Below are 19320 nucleotides of genomic sequence, written 5' to 3' on the forward strand. Positions count from 1 at the left end.
GTATTGGGCATTGCTCTAACTGCTGGCGCTCTCATAGCGCCTGATGGCCAGCTTCCAGAACAGCCTGACCACTAGAAGCGATAGAACAGGGGCCACAAAAATCCATATCCCAAGGAACAAGTCCAATCGCTCGATTAGATAAACCGACGGCATGTTGGTGATAAACAGGATCGGCACGACATACAGCCCTATTCTCTGTAGCCATTTAGGGTATATGTACATCGGCATATTGTTTAAATCCCAGCATTTGTCGAGAATGTCGAAGATCGAACCAGACTTGATCGTCCAGAAGGCAAGTATCTGCGGAAGCAGCAGCACCGAATAGGTCACGATCGTGCTACTCAAGATCACACCGATATATCCGGCCACGTTGAGCAAGCTTGGATCGATGTCAAGACGCCGCCAGGCCAGTACGATCATCGTGATTCCGGCGATCAGGTTCGGGATCGGAAACGCGAAGTTAACGTGCCGGAATGAAATCATGAACTGTAGCGATAGCGGCTTCGTCATATACAAGTCCAGCGTCCCGTTGCGGATATGGCCGGCGAATCTATAGAAGTTATCCATAAACAGTCCTGTATAGATTGCGATCATAATTGTATAGGTCCCGGTGAAGATCATCATCTGGTCAGGAGAAATTCCATTGATCTCGATCCCGAGCTGGTACACGAAGATGATATAGATCAGCTTGGAAAACAGAAATACGGTCTCCATGATCAAACCGGAGTAGAAATTCGCTTTGTATTCCATGTAACCGACCAGGCTGTTCTTTGCAAAAATGAAGAACATACGTACATGCTTCCGAATCTCCGTCAAGCTGATACTCACAGATTTAACCTCCAACGGCTACATATTTCCTCATCCCGGAATCCCAAGACAGCTTGGAAATGATCATAAGCACAATGACCCAAACCGCCTGTAAGAGGAGCCCGCGCACGATTTCGTGCATCGTCATGCTCCCATTGATGATGTTAACCGGGAAGAATACGACATATTGAAACGGTAAATAGCTGGAGATTCTAGCAAACGTATCTCCGAAAATATTAAGCGGAAAGATGGCGCCACTGAGCAGATAGACGCCTTGGTTGAATGCGATATAAACGCCCCAAACCTCAGTAATGATGAACGCCAGAGCACTAATCGAATAAAAAAGCAGGAAGTTGATGAGCAGTCCGAACAGAATGCTGACCAAGAACATAACGATCTGCATCCCTGTAAGCTGAAACTCCCAAATCCGAGTAAAAATGATCATCAGGATGACGAATAGGATAAGGACAACCCCGGTCTGAACCGTTTTTCCACCGAAAAAATTGCATAACCGATAGCTGAAATAATGAATGGGCTGAGCGATAAATTTGCTCAGTCCACCCGTCTTGATATCATTCGCGATTTCCCCTTCGAAGCCGGCAGAAACCAGCTTGGAGACGACGCCGGACAACACGGAATAAATGATGATCTGCGAATAAGTATAGCCGTTAATGATCTCATGCGGCGAACTGCGAAACACAGCCGTCCAGAGGAAGCATTGGACGAGAATGATGAAGCCGCCGCTGATGATACTCATCAGGAAATCGGTCCGATACTCCATCGCACTCTGAAGCGCAAGGATGTACGTCCTTTTATACTTCTGCAAGGCTTTCATGTGTGACACCATCTTTCTGATACAAGCTTTCGATGCCTCGCTCGACAGGTATATCTTCAACTGTGAAATCGAGGATCGGGAATCGGTCCAGCATCATCTTGGAAAGCCGCTGTAGATCATGCTTATCGATCTCCATGACGGCATTCATGCCGTCATGGTGAGTAATATCGCCATAGTCGCTTAACGCTTGCCTCGGCACCTCGTCCGTAAATTGCAGCTTGATGATCTTTTTTGCATGAAACAGCTCGTTCACACGCCGAAGATCGCCGTCGTATACGATCTTCCCTTGATTGATGATGATGGTTCGTTTGCATAGATCCTCAATATCCGCCATGTAGTGGCTTGTCAGAATGACCGTTGCTTTCGTCTGCTGGTTATAAACCTTCAGGAACTCCCGAATGCGCTTCTGCGAAACCAGATCGAGTCCGATTGTAGGCTCATCCAGGAAAATCACCTTGGGCCTGTGGATGAGCGACGCAATGAGCTCCATCTTCATCCGTTCCCCGAGCGAAAGCCTCCGCACCTGAATGTTGAGCAGGTCTTTTACGTCAAGCATCTCCGTAAGCTCACCCAGGACAAGGTTGTAGGGCTTATCCTCGATCTCATAGATGCATTTGTTCAGGTACAACGATTCGTTCGCCGGTAAATCCCACCACATCTGCGATTTCTGCCCCATCACGATCGAGAACTGCATCTTGAATTCTTTCTTTCGTTCCCAAGGAACATAGCCTAATACATTCGCATGCCCGCTTGTCGGATACAAGATGCCGGACAGCATCTTGAGCGTAGTCGTTTTGCCGGAACCGTTCGGGCCTAGGAATCCGACCATCTCGCCTTGCTCGATTACAAGTGATATTTCGCTAACCGCCTCTTTGATCAGTGATTTGCGCCTCACTAAATTTTTCAGCGATTTTTTGAACCCCAATTCTTTTTCGTAGTAATTGAAGCTTTTGGATAAGCGTTCCACTTGGATAATGCTCACTGATGCACCCCATTTATGTTCATTTAGAATAGTTAGACACCGTGCAAATGCAGGACACTGCACTTGGAGCATGCCGGTGTCAGTCGTTCGTCCATCATTTCCCTTATTCGTCTGTAGGTCATGTTATGCCATAACTCCTGTACGGACGCTTCATTTAATTTGCCGATCTCGAACTCCTTGAAAAATTTGCACGCGATAATCGTTCCATCGGGCGTAATGTCCATCCGGTTCGAGAGAGCCAGGCACTTCTTGTTCATCGTGCCTTTGCCCTCCACCTCTTTGCCGAGCACGAAATCCTCGATCTGGTCATGATCCAGATTCGGCTGGTAGCGCAGACGCATCTTCCAGACCCGATGATTAACCCGGTCCAACTCGCTCATCAAAGCGGGAATACGCTCTGGATCGAGCTTGTAGTTAAAGGCGTGCCAGCTTCGTTCGCCCTTGTGCTCGCTCGCCGGGAGGAAGTCGAACTTCTGGTCGAAGTAATCGTCCATACCCTGCGAGCATTCGTCCGAGATGTACCACGGAAAGCAGACGATGACCAGATCTACGCCGACGCCCTCCAGAAAGTCCAGCAGCTCGTAAAGCTTGTCGCTCATCGCATCGTTAACGACGGTGTGGATCGAAATTTTGCCCCTGAATCGGTTTTCCTTGCGCAGCTCGACTAGCATTCGGATCGCATCTATCGCCTTGTTGAATACCCCTTTGCCCCGAAGCGCATCATTCTCTTGCTCGAATCCATCAAGCGCAATGAGCAGCTCCAGGTTGTCGGAGATTCTCTGCAAGGCGTCCAGCTTTCGCTCGATCAGCATCGCATTCGTGCAGATCGTCGTCTCGCGAGGATGAGCTTCAAGCAGATCGGCCAGACGGTCGAAATGGCTGTATACGAGCGGCTCGCCGCCCCAGATATAGAGTCTCGACTTGGCTGGCTCCGTCTCGAGGATCAGCTTCTCCAGCAGCCCGTAGTCGAGCTGTTCCCGCTGCTGCTCCGGTGTCATGAAGTGGTGGTAGCCAGTGTCGTTCCATTGATAGCAATGCTTGCAGCGCAAGTTGCATTGGTTCGTCAGTTTAATTCCGACCGACTCTGGCAACGGTGTTGCGTATCCCGCTATTTTCGCCATGTTCCGCTTTGTTTCCACCGTATTCTTGATGGTACGCTTCAATATTTGCAAATCCTTTGGGGAATGCTTAATCTCTGATTTCGGATTCATATAACACACCCTTCTTAAACGTAGTAGGTCATTCACATGGATCAGTAGATATAATACCTTGAACAAGCCGTACAAATCGGAAGCATATTTTTTTTCATATACGCGCGATAATCTTTGTACTTGTCACTACTCCAGATATCCAGCAAATTCTCTTCGTTCACGTTGCCGAAGGTCAAATCATAGAAGGCATGGCAGGGCGAAACGTCGCCCCTTGCTGTAATCTCCGCATAAACCCATGGAAGGGAGCAGCGATTTCGTTTATCAGCCATCTGATGGAATTGCCCCGAGAAATAGTTGTGCAAATTTTGTTCATCTATCGTCTTCGGATAGGTGATCACATGAATGCTGTTTTTCAAGCAATACTCTTTCACATTATTGAGCTGTCTCGTCAATTCCGGAATATCGATCTGGCTGAACGAACTGATGTCCCCCCACACCATCCCCTTGGCATAAGGAGCCTGATGCACGTCGAATCTTTCACTAAGAACCTCCACATATTGGGCATACTGCTCTTCCGTTGCATAGAGCTGCACTTCCATGCTGATATGGTCCAGCATCGACAGATCGATATGCTTAAAGAAAAATTCCTCGACATACATATAATTCAAGGGCGTAATAATAAAGGATACACCCATCTTCGGAAATTGCTTGCCTTTGCTCTCCCGAAGCTCATAGAGCTTCTCAATCCCCTTGATTACTTTCTTGAATACGCCCTTGCCCCGCTGCCTGTCGTTGATCTCCTCAGGCCCGTCGAGCGACATCCAGATCTTATTGGGAGGCGTCTCGACAAGCATCTCGGCATGCTTCTCGAGCAATGTTCCGTTCGTGGGGAAGTCTGCTATGCTTCCATAATGATTGATCATGGCGAGAATGTCGCTCAACCAAGGGTACATCAGCGGCTCGCCACCGAAGAAATCGTAATACGGCTTGCCGGGGCTGCACTGGACGATGATCTTTTTGATCAGCTCCGGGTCCAACTGCGCTAACGTTTTTTTGCTTTTATAGGGTCCTTCGAGTCCCCACTCGTAGCACATCTTGCATCGTAGATTGCACTGCTCCAACAGTTGCAAGACGATCCATCTCGGGTAGCTTGTCGTATCTTGGGCGACACTCAATTTGTTTACACTCATCGCATAACCCCCTTATGCCATTGATAGCTTACCCCTTCGTTAACGCGACTCTCGCACAATAATGATCCACGTAATTTGTCCGTTCTCCGGGTCTGTTCATGATCGCTTGATGCATCTCCTGAAGGACCTTGACAGAAAAGTCCATCTCCCGCCACTTCTCGTAGCGTATTCCGAACCCAAGCGATTCCCATAATTTCAAATTGCTAAGCTCATGACTTCCGAATGGCTCCAGCAGAATAAGAGGGGTTTCGGATGCAAGCGAGTCGATCAATGTGCCCGCTCCCGGCTTGGCCACGATAGCCATCGCCTCCGAAGCAACGTCGAACAACCAATGATGATCAACCTGAGCGGCGTATGAATTCGTAGCTTCTCCCGTTATTTCAATGTATGGCGGAAACTCGTGCAGGCCGTTCGCGCTCTTCACCCATGCGCACCACGACGGATCGTTCATCCAATATCGGTGATCGGGATCAGGCTTCGCTTCCTTCCAATCGTAAGCTACGATATCAAGCCCATAGTTATGACCGACAAGCTCTGGAACTTTACTCTGATACGTGCCCATCCCCCAGCCGCCGCCATGAACAACGAGCCGCCGCTTCCTGGAGTCGAAGGGCAGTGGCGTACCAGGAAGAACCGGGATTTCGCATCGAATCTCCATCTTGTCGGTGTCATAGAGACAAGCATTGTAATAATGCTCGTCATAGCGAGGATGAAACTTCTTCAGGCTCTTCCAAGACGGGGCCAGATCTGAATCGACGTAGAGCAGGTCTACATGAATTGGACTGGGCAGCATCTTCTCCCTATACAAATCCAGAATATAGACCCAGTGTCCAGATAGCGATATGAATTCGTGCCGCTCTTCCGCTTTCCACGCCTCCAGCAATCGCTCAACCTGGGCATAGTCTATGCTGCTGCGGATATCCATCGGCATTCGAGCCGATAAGTTGGCAAGTGCGAAGTTATTGTGGTAAGCCTTCCTGCTGTCTGCAATATGATCCATCTTGTCTTGCTCCAGATAGCTTTCGAACACGAGCACTTCCGTTGCGATATCCCTTTTCCTGAAATCGCTTGCAATTAACAGACCAGGAATATAGAAGCCCAGACCGAAACCCGAGCATAGAATCGTTACTTTCCGCTTACCCATAAACCTTCTTCCTCCATTCATGGTCTCAAGCGCTTCGGACTGCATCAGCGGGCGATCTTGAAGGATAACGACGACAGTACCTCCCTTACCTTGGCCGACACTCGTTCGTTACCCCATTCCCCCTCGATCAACGAATAATACAATCTGCCCTTCACCCGCTTATTCTGGCTCCCCTTGCACTCGCTGATGACTTTGTTAATGAGGAGCGTATTCGCGCTTAACGGTAAAATGCCGAACCCTCGATCAGGCTTATATAGAACACCCTCGCGGTCCAGCGATTCCAGCAATTGATCGAATCGTACATCGCATGCAAACTGTAAGGTCGCATGCGTCATGCTCCCGGCTGTATCGTGCTTCTCCAGGTATCGGTCAACATAATGCTTGATCAGACTCATCGATCTTCTTGCATTCACCTCAACGATCGGAACGATGCGGCCGTCGGTCAACAGCATAGAGTCGACGCATACGTCGCCGTGATAACCCGACTGATAAAGCTCGCGAGCCGCCCGTTTCATGACATCAAAATACTCCGCTTGCTGCAGCAGATGAAGCAGCCTATCGTCGGCTGTATAGGAGCCTTGGTAAGCGAAATCGCGATTGACCAATTGCTGCACTGAGATATGTCGGTAAGTACCGTCCGAATCGATGTGGAATTGGCAAGAAAAGTCCAGCTCCTTGCGGAGGAACGGCTCAATAATAAACCGAACGGCTCTTCCCTTGCGGCACTGATCGGCGAGATAGGATGTGACTCGCTGCAATATCGCTTCCGACTCGATCAGCAAATTCCCCTTCCCGGATACCCCGAACTCATCCTTGATCAGGAAGGGGCCTTGATTCAGCAATGTCAACCCGCTTGCCAGCAGCTCTTCATGAGAATAGACCGTCTGGCTGTCACACGGAAGACCAAGGCGACGGTTCAATTCGGTTGAATACAGCTTCGAATTGACAGCCTGAACCGTTTCGACAGTTGGAAAATCCTGCTCCAGCCCGTAACGCGCTGCAATACGATCCACCCCCGGAATGACGGCAAAGGGCGACAGCCGGGCGCCGTCCAGCCCGTGCAGATCGATGTCACTCATTCGATCGGCTGATGTGAGCAGGTCGAATATATTGGCGGTTCTGCCTGCGCTTCCTCCATCAGGACTCTCGAGATCAGTTGAATTGGACAGAAATCTAAATCCGATCTCATGCAAATACTCTTTATGGCAAACGTTCATTCGATAGCGAGTAATGAGCCTATCCTGCGCCTCGCAAAATGGGAAGAGCAGCTCATCCATAGCCATCACGACATTCTCCATCTCAGGATCGGGAAATGACGGCAATTTGGCTAGACTAGGGTCGCGCCAGAAGCGTTCCGCGTCAAACGTCCCCATAATGAGCGCGAACTGGCGTCTAGCGTTCATACAGGTGCCGTCTTCTGCAGCTCCGAGATATAATCGCAGAAGGTCGTGACCGACTCCATAAGATTGAAGTCGAATTCTTCAAAATCGATTTCAATACCGAAGCGCTCTTCCACCTTCAATACGAAAGTAATGAGCTGTAAAGAGTCCAAGCCCCCGTCTTCCATAATGTTGGAATGCTCGTTCAAGCTGGTTGCCAGTTGGGCGTCGTCCTTGATTTCGCTTATCATCGCTATGATCTGTTCTTTCATAGGTACCTCCCGTTTAATGGATATAGTGACCCTGGTAATAATGGATCGTTCTAGCGAGTGCATCATGCAAACTGATCGCCGGTTCCCAGTCCATAATCGTCTTTGATATGGTAATATCGGGATTCCTTCTCCTAGGATCGTCTTCCGGCAGCGGGAGAAACTCGATCTGCGCGTCGGACTTCATGAGCTCCTTCACGATTTGAGCCACCTCAAGTATGGTGACCTCCTCCGGGTTCCCCAAATTGACTGGCTGTTCATACGTGGTGCTCATCAGTCTCACAATCCCTTCCAGCAAATCGTCGATATACTGAAAGCTTCTCGTCTGTCTGCCGTCGCCATAAATCGTAAGGTTTTGCTTGGACATAATTTGATTAATGAAATTGGTAATGACGCGTCCATCATTTAAATCCATCTTCGGGCCAAATGTATTGAAGATCCGAATGACTCTTACCGGTATGCCGTATTTCCTGTTCATCCAGTAGGTGATCGCCTCTGCATACCGCTTCGCTTCGTTGTAGCAGCTTCTTGCTCCAACCGAATTCACGTTGCCATAGTAGCTCTCCGGCTGAGGGTGAACGGCTGGATTACCGTAGATCTCGCTTGTTGAAGCCAAGAAGAAAGCCGCCTGCTTTTCTTTGGCCAGATGCAGCAGATGCATCGTTCCTTCGCTGTTGACCCTCATCGTTTCGATCGGATAGGACAAATATTTGGGCGGGCTGGCAGGACTTGCGAAATGCATCACCCAATCGACAGGGCCTTCAATTGCGAGCGGATCAATGACGTCATGCTCGATAAACTTGAAATTGGGCGACCGTAAGAGATTGTCTATGTTGATGGTGGACCCGGTCAGAAAATTATCGACACCGATAACGGTATGGCCTTCCCGCAGCAGCCTCTCGGCAAGGTTGGAACCGATGAAGCCTGCGACTCCTGTTAGGACAATGAATATGATGATCATCCCCATTGCATAAGGTTTGTGAAACCACTATTCATTTCTTTAAATTCTTAACCATATATTACAGTAAAAGACTTTCGTTCAGCACCCAATAAATTCATATATATTACCATAAAAATTATAGTATCAGGCTGACATCATCTATTCCCTCGACTTACTGAATGCCTACCTGCTTCAGCCATCGTTCAAGGAATATGGATTCTTCATTTTCTATATTCGTTATCTGTGTATGTAAGCTATCTAAAATACTCCTATCCCTTGTCAAATTATATTTAAACGCTGCATTCACAAGGATTCTCGCCTTAACTTCAATTGATATGAATTCGTCGATATGCTCTTGATTTAAATGAAGCAGATGCCGATTATCGTACAAATACTTGAGTCTTAACGTCATGATCTTCTTATGATCATACAGTAAATGAAAGGGCCTTATATCAAGCTGGGACTTGTTGTCCGATATCTCCTTCACATAATTGAATAGAGTCGTGTATATTCCCATGCCGAAATCAAGCCGATCCCTGTCGCCCTCATAGTTGAACATCTCCCAATATTCCGGCGGTTTCTTAGTGAAATAGTTTCTTATAGAATGTACTTGGCTATCTGCACTGAAACTGAATTGATCCTGATATTGATCATTGAATGTATACAGATAAACCATTCCTCTTAGATAATCATGATTTGTTGTTAAATGATTCGTGTTGAAAGCAAGATCGAAATCTGCAAATGATATTTCAGCTTGACTATACACTCCGTTCTTGAAAAAATCGGAAACATACAATATCTCTCTATTTAGATCATAACCATAAACAAATATGTCATGATGCAACTGGAGTTTGTTATAGCGGTCGCTTAGTGGCACGTAGAAATAATTCACCATTGTGTGGACATACTGATTTGAATTAATGTTTTCTATAATAAAATGAATAACAGAGTCCCATTTAGCTGTGACCGTATCTCTATGTATCTTTTGAGTCGTAATCCATTTGCATGCATCTGAAGGCCGCAGCTCATAGGCCAGAGGGAAATAAAAATCTCCCCAATTATGTTTATAATCTTTGTTAATAAATAATTGAATATAATTACTAAATATCCATGGGTGTGCGCACTCGTAATGGGTAAGTATGGACAAGAGATGAGCATGCTGCGTATAGGTTGTAATCATCGGATAGCTTATTGGCAATACTTCCTTACCCAAGGCTTGAGTTGTATTCTTCAATTTTTTCATTCACCCCTAGCAATAAGCGCTTCGTACTTGCCCTGTCCAGTTTTCCTGTTGTTGTTTTTGGAATTTCATCGATAATCCTCCATTGCCTAGGCACTTTATACGACGACAGATGCAAGCGGCAATGTTTTGTCAGCGCATTCATATCAACCAGACCGTCTTCAAAAACCTTCAGAAATGCGATGGGTACTTCGCCTAATAGATCATCGTGCACACCAACAACTAGGACTTCCTCAACTTCCTTCAAGCCATATAAAAACTCTTCGATTTCTTCCGGATAGATATTGATCCCGCCGGATATAATGATATTCTTCTTTCTGCCTGTAATGATGAGACACCTTGATTCATTCCAATATCCCAAATCTCCTGTCTTTAACCAGCCATCAACAATGGTATCGTTCGTTAACTCCGGGTTTTTGTAATAACCGAGCATCACATTTGGGCCCTTGACCCAAATTTCTCCGATAGCTGCTCCTTCAACCTCCTTCCCTTCTTCGTCAACTAGTCGAATAGAAACGTCACTGATGGGTGACCCACAGGATAAGCAGCTATCTCCCCGTTCCATCATGCTCACCCGCGGAGAAGCTTCTGTTAATCCATAGGTTTGAATAATGTCTGCTTTGGGAAATACAGTCCGAAGCTTGTCTACTAATTTCGCGGGAATCGCCGCACCGCTAATAACAATATATTCAATGGAATCAAAGGCACTCCAGCTTGTTGTCTGATGAAAATCAGAAACAAAGTGCATCAATTGCGTAGGCACCGCTGAGAATGCCGTGACCGCCTTATTCTGAAACAGTCTGAACGCTGTGCGTGACAGCAAGGGCAAGCTGATAAGCTGAATTCGGGTTCCATAGAGCATGCAAGAAATCAATTGCGTGACAATCGTAGAACTGAAATGAACGGGCATCGTTACAAGAAACGAATCTTGATCCGTATAACCCACCTTTGCGCCATGTGCCAACGCATTCGTCAATACATTCCAATGGGATAACATCACGATCTTAGACTTTCCGGTTGTGCCGGATGTAGGAAGGAGAATCGCACATTGATTGGGATCGGGCTGATTCGTTAACGAGATCGATTCAAACGAAGGCATCGGTTCTTGTGATACATCCTGAGCGGTCACCCAAGGAATGTCGCAATTTAAATGCGCAGGCTGTGCATATTTGCTGATAACCAGCTTGGCGTCGCTGGCATGTAAGATATTTTCAATTTCAGTTTTGGATGCCGAGTAAGGAACCGGTACGAGTACATAGCCGCAGAACTGAATGGCAAGCGCCGCGATAATGAACATGGGCTCATTATTTGTGTATAATGCAACATGACTTCCAGGCTCAAGATCGAAATTTTTCTTTATATATAAAGCAATCGAATATGCTTCTGTCATCACCTCTGCGTAAGTCCAGTGCTGCTTCAAATCTTGAAGGATAATATGCTCTTTGCGATCACATGCTTCCATAAATAAGCGCTGAATGATAGTCATAATCTCCTCCAATTCTCGCTCTGTCGCACTCTATGTTACCGCTTTCTCGGTCAGATAATGAAGGATTAATCTAGTCGTGGAGAAATTTTCAAACAATAGCTCCTCATCAGGAATCGCGATGTTAAACTTCGCTTCCATGGCAACAATAAGCTTGATAAAGCTAACCGAATCGATCCCTTGATCCAACAAATTGGTATCGTAATCATCTGGATACTCGATTTCAAGCTCAGCAAAAATTTCATCTCTCAGGATAGATTCAATGGATCTAGACATTATGTTTCCCCCGTTAGATAAGCTTTGGAAAGGCTGGTTAGAGAGGATGGCATACATGGTAATATTCAGTAACATGAAAAGCATGACGCGAAGAGTACAACGACGGCAATGCTCGAGAGTTGCCATCGTCCACATTGCACAGGAATTAAAGAAAAGAGCATTTTCCAAGCGATGAAGCGCTGCTGAAAATGCTCTACATAACTAAACCATATTACGTTAACGTTTTGCTTCAAGAGAAGTGTACACTAGTCGATTTACAACACCTAGCGTCTACTATATTTAGTATAAATTACAAATCTTCCAACTGTCAATAAATTTGATGCAGCTTCGCCTTTTGCCGGGCTGGCTATTAATTAATTAACGATCCTGGATTTTAATTGGCATCCACTCCGTGCATGTATCTGCAAGTCGTTGCAATTCATTAAACAGCACGCCCGCATGGTAGCCGTCGCAAACAGCATGGTGGAATTGTCCTGACAAGGGCAACAGAATCTTGCCATCGTTCTGAATGTACTTTCCCATTGTGAAGATCGGCAGTAAATAGGTTCCTTCGTTATATACGTTCAGGTTAAAGCCCGTGAAGCTGACCCATGGAATGCTGGAAATCGGGAAAGTGTTAGCGGGTTCGTTGGCTTTAGCGGCAAATTGTTTAACACTTCCGTACATCCTCATATCATCAAGATAACGGCAGTAGAAGTCATGAAGATCATCTCCATACAACGTCCAAAGGCTTGAGAACGTCTTATCATCCTCATGGAAGATGGTATAGCTGGGGGACATACTGTCCCAGTAACCTAATCGGCCATCTGCATCATAACAGGTGCGAAATTCAACATGCCGGTTTACCACTGTTGTAATCATATGAATGAGTACCGGGTACAGCTTCATCCCCTTATGCTTCACTTCTGACAGCAGATGGGTAATATCAATATTCGCCGTCATGCTATAAGTGCACCTGACATTGTTTAAGTAATGTTCGAAATAGGGCTTTCTGCTCCAGTTATCCAAGTCAATCGGATTGAAAACCATTGAATATGACCTCCTATACTGTATATCCCCGGCAACATACATGCTGTGATGCGGAATGTGGAGTTTAACATTAATTTTAACATCAATTCCACATCAATTAGAAGGCCGCACAAATGACATTCTCAAGGACACACTCGAATCAGGGCGCCGCGGATTGACCTTGCCAAAGATAGGGTACGGTGTTATCCCGTTTGCAAATAGGCTATCGATCAATCTGACCAATTCTTCCGACGATAGATCTTTGCCGTTGCGTATCCATAGGCGAAACACTGAGATTAAGGTTGATAGGTAAAACTCAATGATATATGGCGCTAAGACATCATCTGTGGGAAAGTCCACAATCAATCTTTCAAAGGGAATTTCTCTTTTCAGACGTTCAACAAAATGAACAGAGCCATAGTCGCCCAAGAGGGCTTTGAGAACTGAAATATCCTCTGCATTTTCCAAGCATTGTAGTGCATCTTGGAAAGCATGCGTAGAGAACTCCCTGCTTGCCATTTCCTCGTTAATGGATTTCAAAACACGTTCTTCAACGCAGTCCAACAACTCATAGATATCCGAAAAATACTGATAAAATGTACTGCGATTATATCCTGATTGCTTAGCAATTTCTTGAACGGATATTTTTTCAATTGGTTTTCGGCTATATAAATCACAGAATACATTGATAAAGGTTTGCCTTGTTTTGTCCGTCATTTCAGGCTGCTTCTTCATGATTGGCCTCCATGTTCTGTTCCAGCGATTACACGACAGATCTTAAAAATCTGATGGTTGATGACCATCTGGTAAATATATACAATGACATTATACAACACGTTGTCGGATGGTCAGCAAGGAATAATATGGAATACAGGAGGCGAAGATGAGAATTTTATTTTTCGGTCGAGGTGTCATATCCACCCAATATGCTTGGGCTTTTGAACAGGCAGGGCATACCGTTGAGTTTTACGTTAGAAAAGGGAGAAAAGAAACCTACGGAAGCCATATAGAGCTTGAAATGTGGGACGCACGAAAAGGGAAGCAGCTCATAAAAGAAAGCTGGAACGTCAAGCTGCATGAGGAGTTAAGCTCAAATTATGATCTCATTATTGTGAGTGTCAACACGGAACAGCTTCCAGAAGCTGTACAACTCCTATCAACTGCTGCAGGAAATACCCCTATCCTCCTATTCAATAACATTTGGCAAGATTTGAAATCATCGATCGCACCATTGTGTATGAACCATGTTGTCTTTGGCTTCCCCGGAGCAGGAGGCGGCATCGCGGACAACAGGCTTAGAGGCGGCTTCTTAAAAATGATATTTCTGGAAAAACCACGGGCAGGCACCGAATATATTAACAACCAGGTCAAAAAGCTATTTGAGAGTGCCCATTTTAAAATTAGTTGGATAAGGGATATGCAAAGCTGGTTATGGAATCATTTTGCCATGAATGCGGCTATAGAGACCGAGGTGTTAAGACGGGGAAGCTTTCCAGCACTCATGAATCATCGCGACTCATTCGCAAATGTTGGTAAGCATATGAGGGAAATGACCCCTGTACTGAAAGCACGAGGCGCAAAGAGAGATATGATTTTGCTACTGCTGACTAAGATTCCCCCGGTACTTCTCGGCACGCTTTTTAACAAGGTTATCTTTGCTAAGGGCAGCTTACCACGACTTTTCATCGAATACAACAATAGCAAAGCAGGTTTTGCGATATCTGAAGTTGTGCGAGAAGCAAAAAAGTTAGGCATACCATTACCACATCTTACGATGGCATTTGACAACCCCTAACAGCACAAAGCTATTGAAAATCTCAATTTATAGGCATCTACACTTTCTACATTCAGTCCCGATAGAAAACATTCTCTGGATCAGGCCAACGCGATGCCCTGCATCACTAGGAATTGTCGTGCGCCAGCGAACCAGAACGTCGGGGGGCGAAGCCGGGTTAGGGGGCGATGTGACAGGAAACCCATTATAAGCGAATACTTCTTCATATTCTACAATAGAATAGGTAGATTCCTTTTATTCGAAGCATAAGGAGGGAATTTGAGATGAAATATCTGATTGCCATAGTCGGTTTGCTGGTCGTATTCGGACTGACCTACTTGGCCAGCAATGACCGCGGCCGTATTCGCTATCGGCCGCTGGCGCAAATGATTGTTCTGCAGATCGTGCTGGCGTTTGTATTATTGAATACGACGATAGGCGAGACGCTGATCCGGGGATTTACCACGGTGTTTGAGGCGCTGCTGGACTACGCGGCGGTAGGAGTTAATTTTGTTTTCGGCGGGATCGTGAATGAGGGCGCGACTACACAATTTTTTCTGATGGTTCTGTTGCCGATTGTGTTTATTTCTGCGCTGATAGGCATTTTGCAATATACGAAGATATTACCCTTTATTATCAAATCTATCGGTCTTGCGCTCAGCAAGGTGAATGGCATGGGAAAGCTGGAATCGTATAATGCGGTTGCTTCCGCGGTGTTGGGGCAATCCGAGGTATTTATTTCTGTGAAGAAGCAGTTAGGGAGGTTGCCGGAGCATCGTCTATATACACTGTGCGCTTCTGCCATGTCGACGGTCTCCATGTCTATCGTCGGGGCGTACATGACGATGATCGAGCCGAAATATGTCGTCACGGCGCTTGTTCTGAATCTGTTCGGCGGTTTTATTATCGCATCGATTCTGCATCCGTATACGGTGTCCAAGGAACAGGACATTCTTGAGGTTCACGACGAGCATAAACAATCTTTCTTCGAGATGCTGGGCGAATATATTATGGACGGGTTCAAGGTGGCGATGACAGTTGCCGCGATGCTAATTGGCTTTGTCGCTTTGATTGCGTTAATTAATGGCCTATTCGGAAGCTTGTTCGGAATTACGTTCCAGCAAATTTTGGGCTATATTTTTGCGCCGCTCGCCTTTCTTATGGGTGTACCATGGAATGAAACCGTTGAAGCCGGCAACATCATGGCAACAAAAATGGTGGCGAATGAATTTGTAGCGATGCTTGATCTGTCGACGATGGTAAAGGAGGGCGCAATGTCTGCTCGAACGATTGGCATCGTATCCGTCTTCTTGGTCTCGTTTGCAAACTTTTCGTCGATAGGCATTATTTCAGGAGCTGTAAAGGGGCTGCACGAGAAGCAAGGGAATACGGTTGCCCGCTTCGGCCTCCGCCTGCTGTACGGAGCTACATTGGTCAGCGTGCTCTCGGCGACGCTTGCTGGTTTGTTCCTGTAAGGATTAGAAATTCACAATCGGACTGTACACCATGACTTGGGTGGGGTAGTATCGCCTCCAGAGCGAGGTGAACCTCATGCTAGAAAATAACCTGCCCAAGTTTCGCCACTGGGAGCAGGTTATTTTCTCTAGTTTTACTGGAGGTTAAGCCCGCAGGTTCATCGTCACGGCCGGAGCAACCCAGGCTTTTTCCATATTGAATGACGGCTTAGTGTGTTGGCGCTGCGAGGATCCAATCGATCAACCGACCCGGGCATTGGAAGAGGCATTTCCCAGCTTCTTGGCAAAAAAGAGCTTAACGGGAGCGTCAAACAACCCTCATTCTTCCCCTTTTGCGCTATTGTCGTTATGTTGAATCATCAATTGAAAGAACTTCAGGACGGCCTGAAGCTCCGATTCCGAAAAGACGTTCATTGAATCGATAAACCGGTTCTCGAGGATGACATGCATCATGGCATGAACCTCGAAGATCTGTCGGCCTTTGGGCGTCAGGCTGAAATAGACTTCTTTCTTGTTGTCGTTCATCTGGCTGCGTTTGATGAAGCCTTCCTCCTGCAGCTTGTTGCTGATCTTGGTAATGCTCGCCTTGGATAAATTCATTTTCTCCGCAATGGAAGTATTATTGATAGGCTCATTATGGCCGATGCAGTCGATGGTATGGACGTTGGTTAGATTGGTCGGGAACGAACTCAGCCCTTCCAGCCGGGCAAAATCCGCAAATTTTTCGCTCTCCGTCGCGAAGATTTGCTCGGTCAAATGCGCAAAATGAAGAACTTGGCTGTAAAGCAACCTTTTAAGTCCCTCCGACGAGTTCATACATTCGGTCTCCCCTTTTTGTTTATATGTAAATCAACATAACATACTCCTCCAAAACAATCAAACCGTATCATTCACCCAAACTTCCGATTGACAGCACCCCACATGCAAGTATATAGTTTACTCATTAACAAAATAATTGTTTACTGGTTAACAATATGAGCCGAGGAGGGAATTCTTGTGAATGCTTCCGCAACGATAAGAGAACGCAGAACGATTCGCAAATTCAAGTCCACGCCGGTCGCGCAAGAGCAGATTATTGCCTTGTTGAATAAAGCCGCTAGTTTGTATGAAACCGATGGCACTCCAAGCTGGCGCTGCATCTATTACGATTCCCTGGAATCGCGTCAAAGGCTAGCCGGAAGCATGCTCGCCAAGCTCAAGGAAAGTCGTTTCGGCAAGTTCATCCCCGACAAAATGACCGACTTTTATAGCAAACAAGCCATAGAGATTCCCGCTCACTTGGCTTTCATTACGGAATCCGCCAACACGCGGCGGCAAAGCGACGAGAATTATGCTGCGGTCTGCAGCATCATGCAGAATTTCCAGTTGCTAGGTTGGGAGCAAGGACTGGGCATGCTGTGGTATACGGACCCGCTAATCATGAGCGAGACCTTCTTTAAGGAAATCGGGTTGCAGAACGGGGAGCGTTTTGCCGGGCTTCTGAGTATAGGATACTATGAGAAAGTGCCCAGAGCCCGGAAGAGAACGCCGGCGGAACAGAAATGGACGATGATCGGCGGGGATGACCACCCGCATCCTCACACGAATGCGGACATTTTGCCGTATTCACCGCAATCCATTCTGGGAATGCTGAATGAAGCTGTCTATGCGCCAAATGACGGGATGCGGGAACCGTGGCGTTTTGTCTATGCATCAGGAGGAGACGCGGCTGCCAAGCTTCGCAGTTTACAGGGGAGCTCGTCCACTTCATTCCTGCTTATCGTGGCCAAGGAAGAAAGCGATCTCCACAAGCAGGAAGAGGATTACGCAGCCGTATGCAGTCTGATTCAGAACTTTCAATTGTTGGCCAAGGCCAACCTCTGGCACGTTTACCGAACCATCCCGGAATGGACTTACAGTCGCGAAAAATGTACGCCATTTGGAATTCGGCCTCAGGAACGGATCGTCGCAGTGCTGGAATTCGATGAAGACATTCGTCGCTCGAGCCCCGCATCCACGCCTCCGACGGTGAACGTCACGCAACGTTAGCTGTTTCGAAAGAATCTATAGTCGTAAGCGTCAGATTACGCAAAAAAATCGCCCTTTCTGTAGTGGATATGTGGCAACTTCCATTCTACAAGAGTTGGCTAACTGGACCTACGAATCCTTAGATGACCGTTTCATTTGCCCGAATGGTCGAGTGGTACGCGATGTAAGAAGTACCAGACGAAATAGAGTCGCTCCGGTTTGGAGCAAAGCTTTAAGATCTATGAATGCGAAGATTGCAGCGCAAACGTAAAGTGGAGGTAGAAAGCGTGTTTGGTCACATCAAGGGCAACAGGTCGTTCCGCCAGTTTTCCCTAAGGGGCTTGGAGAAGGTTCACGTCGAGTTCGGGATGGTGGCTTTAGCCCACAACCTCCTGAAAGTAGCAGGCATCCGCTTCGCTGCATGTTTGCAAAACAGACACACAAAAAGGCTGGACGGAAAACTTTACGTTTTCTCGTTCGGCCTTTTTTATTTTGGGGACTTATTGGACAGGCTCGTCAATTACACCATAAAAAAATTCACAGGTGAAAAGTGTCTTTAGGCTTACTGTCTCAATCCCTTAATTTCTTCAACAGATAAGCCCGTTGCCTCCGAAATGGTTTGCAGATCCACACCTCTGTCCAAAAGTCGAATCGCAATTTCTTTACTGGTTTCAGTCTTGACCCCCTCGATCCGGGAATGCTCATCGCTCAGTGCCTTCATTCGAGCATCATAAGCCAAACGCGCCGCCGTATCCTGACTCAAAAACTCTAGCGTATCCATCGCTTTTTTCAGCATTGGCTCCTTCATCGTTAGCACCTCCCAAATTTGATTTATCTACTCCTTTAAGAACAACAGCCAGTTCACCAGTCCGCCTTCTTCAAGCTCTGCCGAATGCTCGCTCAGCTTGGTCAACTCCATAATGTGAATTTCAATGTCATCCACCAGCGTAATTCCGGTACGATCCTCTCGCAAATGAGCTGAAGCCTAAATAATCGCCAATATCCTGCGGATCTGGCGATGTCATCTTCTCGCATACCTCCAGCAATGCCGCATTTGCTGCTGCTCTTAGGTATTTCCCTTAATAATCATACCAAGGAAGGATGATTTATCCCCATATTTCTGAGTAGCTTCCTTGAACAAGGCTACGTCCTTCTCCAAGCCAGCTATTTTATCTTCCGTAGACTTGATTTGCAGCGGCAGTATCTTGAGCAGTCATTAATACAACCTCGCATCTTCTAAGCTCCAGTCACGCACTTCGCCAGATCAGCGACGGGGCATCAAGCTAAAAAATATGTTACTACTTTGCCCGGTCGAGAGGGAGCTGTACTGATTTTGTTGAGATGCTTCCTCTGCAAACGG

At 46.6% G+C, this 19320-nt stretch carries 20 protein-coding genes and 1 pseudogene; 4 read left to right on the plus strand and 17 right to left on the minus strand.

Features of this window, described 5'->3' with window-relative positions:
- Nucleotides 1-15: 15 nt before the first annotated feature.
- The 14 genes from ACY1JZ_RS02060 to ACY1JZ_RS02125 all read right to left on the minus strand — a co-directional run bounded on the left by ACY1JZ_RS02060 (nt 16) and on the right by ACY1JZ_RS02125 (nt 13439).
- Entirely contained in the window at nt 16-828 is an 813-nt protein-coding gene (locus tag ACY1JZ_RS02060) for an ABC transporter permease (protein ID WP_462627851.1), read from the minus strand.
- A gap of 4 nt (nt 829-832) precedes the next feature.
- Nucleotides 833-1642, minus strand: a complete 810-nt coding sequence (locus ACY1JZ_RS02065; protein WP_462627852.1) for an ABC transporter permease — start codon at nt 1640-1642, stop codon at nt 833-835.
- Complete coding sequence (locus ACY1JZ_RS02070; RefSeq protein WP_270168438.1) at nt 1620-2624, minus strand: ABC transporter ATP-binding protein; 1005 nt, start codon at nt 2622-2624, stop codon at nt 1620-1622. Before ACY1JZ_RS02070 ends, ACY1JZ_RS02065 begins: the two co-directional genes overlap by 23 nt.
- A 32-nt stretch (nt 2625-2656) precedes the next feature.
- Nucleotides 2657-3835: a radical SAM protein gene (locus ACY1JZ_RS02075; RefSeq protein WP_462627853.1), complete on the minus strand. Its 1179-nt coding sequence runs from the start codon at nt 3833-3835 to the stop codon at nt 2657-2659.
- Between the two features lie 41 nt (nt 3836-3876).
- Complete coding sequence (locus tag ACY1JZ_RS02080) at nt 3877-4965, minus strand: radical SAM/SPASM domain-containing protein (protein ID WP_462627854.1); 1089 nt, start codon at nt 4963-4965, stop codon at nt 3877-3879.
- A 28-nt stretch (nt 4966-4993) separates the two neighbouring features.
- Nucleotides 4994-6109: a UDP-glucuronosyltransferase gene (locus tag ACY1JZ_RS02085; protein ID WP_462627855.1), complete on the minus strand. Its 1116-nt coding sequence runs from the start codon at nt 6107-6109 to the stop codon at nt 4994-4996.
- Nucleotides 6110-6153: 44 nt separating this feature from the next.
- Entirely contained in the window at nt 6154-7512 is a 1359-nt protein-coding gene (locus ACY1JZ_RS02090; RefSeq protein ID WP_462627856.1) for an ATP-grasp domain-containing protein, read from the minus strand.
- Entirely contained in the window at nt 7509-7760 is a 252-nt protein-coding gene (locus ACY1JZ_RS02095) for an acyl carrier protein (protein ID WP_462627857.1), read from the minus strand. The genes ACY1JZ_RS02090 and ACY1JZ_RS02095 overlap by 4 nt, the downstream gene beginning before the upstream one ends.
- Before the next feature lie 13 nt (nt 7761-7773).
- Nucleotides 7774-8718 carry a UDP-glucuronic acid decarboxylase family protein gene (locus ACY1JZ_RS02100; protein ID WP_270168427.1) on the minus strand — a complete coding sequence of 315 codons (945 nt, stop codon included), beginning with the start codon at nt 8716-8718 and terminating at the stop codon, nt 7774-7776.
- A 151-nt stretch (nt 8719-8869) separates the two neighbouring features.
- Nucleotides 8870-9940 (minus strand): hypothetical protein, encoded by a 1071-nt coding sequence (locus tag ACY1JZ_RS02105; protein ID WP_462627858.1) that lies wholly within the window; start codon nt 9938-9940, stop codon nt 8870-8872.
- Nucleotides 9903-11423 carry a class I adenylate-forming enzyme family protein gene (locus tag ACY1JZ_RS02110; RefSeq protein WP_462627859.1) on the minus strand — a complete coding sequence of 507 codons (1521 nt, stop codon included), beginning with the start codon at nt 11421-11423 and terminating at the stop codon, nt 9903-9905. Before ACY1JZ_RS02110 ends, ACY1JZ_RS02105 begins: the two co-directional genes overlap by 38 nt.
- Nucleotides 11424-11453: 30 nt before the next feature.
- On the minus strand, nt 11454-11696 hold the full coding sequence (locus ACY1JZ_RS02115) for a phosphopantetheine-binding protein (protein WP_270168421.1): 243 nt from the start codon (nt 11694-11696) through the stop codon (nt 11454-11456).
- A gap of 357 nt (nt 11697-12053) precedes the next feature.
- Nucleotides 12054-12725 carry a type A chloramphenicol O-acetyltransferase gene (gene catA, locus ACY1JZ_RS02120; protein ID WP_462627860.1) on the minus strand — a complete coding sequence of 224 codons (672 nt, stop codon included), beginning with the start codon at nt 12723-12725 and terminating at the stop codon, nt 12054-12056.
- Between the two features lie 93 nt (nt 12726-12818).
- On the minus strand, nt 12819-13439 hold the full coding sequence (locus ACY1JZ_RS02125) for a TetR/AcrR family transcriptional regulator (RefSeq protein WP_462627861.1): 621 nt from the start codon (nt 13437-13439) through the stop codon (nt 12819-12821).
- 148 nt (nt 13440-13587) lie between these two features.
- Between ACY1JZ_RS02125 and ACY1JZ_RS02130 the strand changes: the two genes are divergently transcribed.
- Together ACY1JZ_RS02130 and ACY1JZ_RS02135 are read left to right on the plus strand one after the other, a co-directional pair.
- Nucleotides 13588-14499 carry a ketopantoate reductase family protein gene (locus ACY1JZ_RS02130; RefSeq protein WP_462627862.1) on the plus strand — a complete coding sequence of 304 codons (912 nt, stop codon included), beginning with the start codon at nt 13588-13590 and terminating at the stop codon, nt 14497-14499.
- A gap of 263 nt (nt 14500-14762) precedes the next feature.
- Nucleotides 14763-15953, plus strand: a complete 1191-nt coding sequence (locus ACY1JZ_RS02135) for a NupC/NupG family nucleoside CNT transporter (RefSeq protein WP_462627863.1) — start codon at nt 14763-14765, stop codon at nt 15951-15953.
- A 318-nt stretch (nt 15954-16271) separates the two neighbouring features.
- Here ACY1JZ_RS02135 and ACY1JZ_RS02140 read toward each other — a convergent pair whose 3' ends face one another.
- Complete coding sequence (locus tag ACY1JZ_RS02140) at nt 16272-16769, minus strand: MarR family transcriptional regulator (protein ID WP_462627864.1); 498 nt, start codon at nt 16767-16769, stop codon at nt 16272-16274.
- Nucleotides 16770-16949: 180 nt separating this feature from the next.
- On the opposite strand from ACY1JZ_RS02140, the gene ACY1JZ_RS02145 reads away from it, so the two are divergent.
- Together ACY1JZ_RS02145 and ACY1JZ_RS02150 are read left to right on the plus strand one after the other, a co-directional pair.
- A complete protein-coding gene (locus tag ACY1JZ_RS02145; protein WP_462627865.1) occupies nt 16950-17981 on the plus strand; it encodes a nitroreductase family protein in 1032 nt (343 codons plus the stop codon).
- A gap of 227 nt (nt 17982-18208) precedes the next feature.
- A pseudogene (locus ACY1JZ_RS02150) lies at nt 18209-18520 on the plus strand (transposase); the annotation flags it as partial.
- A gap of 2 nt (nt 18521-18522) precedes the next feature.
- On the opposite strand, the gene ACY1JZ_RS02155 reads toward ACY1JZ_RS02150, so the two are convergent.
- Together ACY1JZ_RS02155 and ACY1JZ_RS02160 are read right to left on the minus strand one after the other, a co-directional pair.
- Nucleotides 18523-18768, minus strand: coding sequence for an Rpn/YhgA-type helix-turn-helix domain-containing protein (locus ACY1JZ_RS02155; protein ID WP_462627866.1), 246 nt, complete (start codon nt 18766-18768; stop codon nt 18523-18525).
- 27 nt (nt 18769-18795) lie between these two features.
- Nucleotides 18796-18933: a PD-(D/E)XK nuclease family transposase gene (locus tag ACY1JZ_RS02160; protein ID WP_462627867.1), complete on the minus strand. Its 138-nt coding sequence runs from the start codon at nt 18931-18933 to the stop codon at nt 18796-18798.
- Nucleotides 18934-19320: the final 387 nt, after the last annotated feature.

This window comes from Paenibacillus sp. J5, assembly GCF_054955055.1.

Excerpts from the sequence above, each read along its gene's own strand:
- ACY1JZ_RS02065 (WP_462627852.1), bottom strand. The coding sequence starts at position 1,642 with ATGAAAGCCTTGCAGAAGTATAAAAGGACGTACATCCTTGCGCTTCAG.
- ACY1JZ_RS02075 (WP_462627853.1), bottom strand. The coding sequence starts at position 3,835 with ATGAATCCGAAATCAGAGATTAAGCATTCCCCAAAGGATTTGCAAATA.
- ACY1JZ_RS02080 (WP_462627854.1), bottom strand. The coding sequence starts at position 4,965 with ATGAGTGTAAACAAATTGAGTGTCGCCCAAGATACGACAAGCTACCCG.
- ACY1JZ_RS02085 (WP_462627855.1), bottom strand. The coding sequence starts at position 6,109 with ATGGGTAAGCGGAAAGTAACGATTCTATGCTCGGGTTTCGGTCTGGGC.
- ACY1JZ_RS02090 (WP_462627856.1), bottom strand. The coding sequence starts at position 7,512 with ATGAACGCTAGACGCCAGTTCGCGCTCATTATGGGGACGTTTGACGCG.
- ACY1JZ_RS02095 (WP_462627857.1), bottom strand. The coding sequence starts at position 7,760 with ATGAAAGAACAGATCATAGCGATGATAAGCGAAATCAAGGACGACGCC.
- ACY1JZ_RS02100 (WP_270168427.1), bottom strand. The coding sequence starts at position 8,718 with ATGATCATCATATTCATTGTCCTAACAGGAGTCGCAGGCTTCATCGGT.
- ACY1JZ_RS02105 (WP_462627858.1), bottom strand. The coding sequence starts at position 9,940 with ATGAAAAAATTGAAGAATACAACTCAAGCCTTGGGTAAGGAAGTATTG.
- ACY1JZ_RS02110 (WP_462627859.1), bottom strand. The coding sequence starts at position 11,423 with ATGACTATCATTCAGCGCTTATTTATGGAAGCATGTGATCGCAAAGAG.
- ACY1JZ_RS02115 (WP_270168421.1), bottom strand. The coding sequence starts at position 11,696 with ATGTCTAGATCCATTGAATCTATCCTGAGAGATGAAATTTTTGCTGAG.
- catA (WP_462627860.1), bottom strand. The coding sequence starts at position 12,725 with ATGGTTTTCAATCCGATTGACTTGGATAACTGGAGCAGAAAGCCCTAT.
- ACY1JZ_RS02125 (WP_462627861.1), bottom strand. The coding sequence starts at position 13,439 with ATGAAGAAGCAGCCTGAAATGACGGACAAAACAAGGCAAACCTTTATC.
- ACY1JZ_RS02130 (WP_462627862.1), top strand. The coding sequence starts at position 13,588 with ATGAGAATTTTATTTTTCGGTCGAGGTGTCATATCCACCCAATATGCT.
- ACY1JZ_RS02135 (WP_462627863.1), top strand. The coding sequence starts at position 14,763 with ATGAAATATCTGATTGCCATAGTCGGTTTGCTGGTCGTATTCGGACTG.
- ACY1JZ_RS02140 (WP_462627864.1), bottom strand. The coding sequence starts at position 16,769 with ATGAACTCGTCGGAGGGACTTAAAAGGTTGCTTTACAGCCAAGTTCTT.
- ACY1JZ_RS02155 (WP_462627866.1), bottom strand. The coding sequence starts at position 18,768 with ATGAAGGAGCCAATGCTGAAAAAAGCGATGGATACGCTAGAGTTTTTG.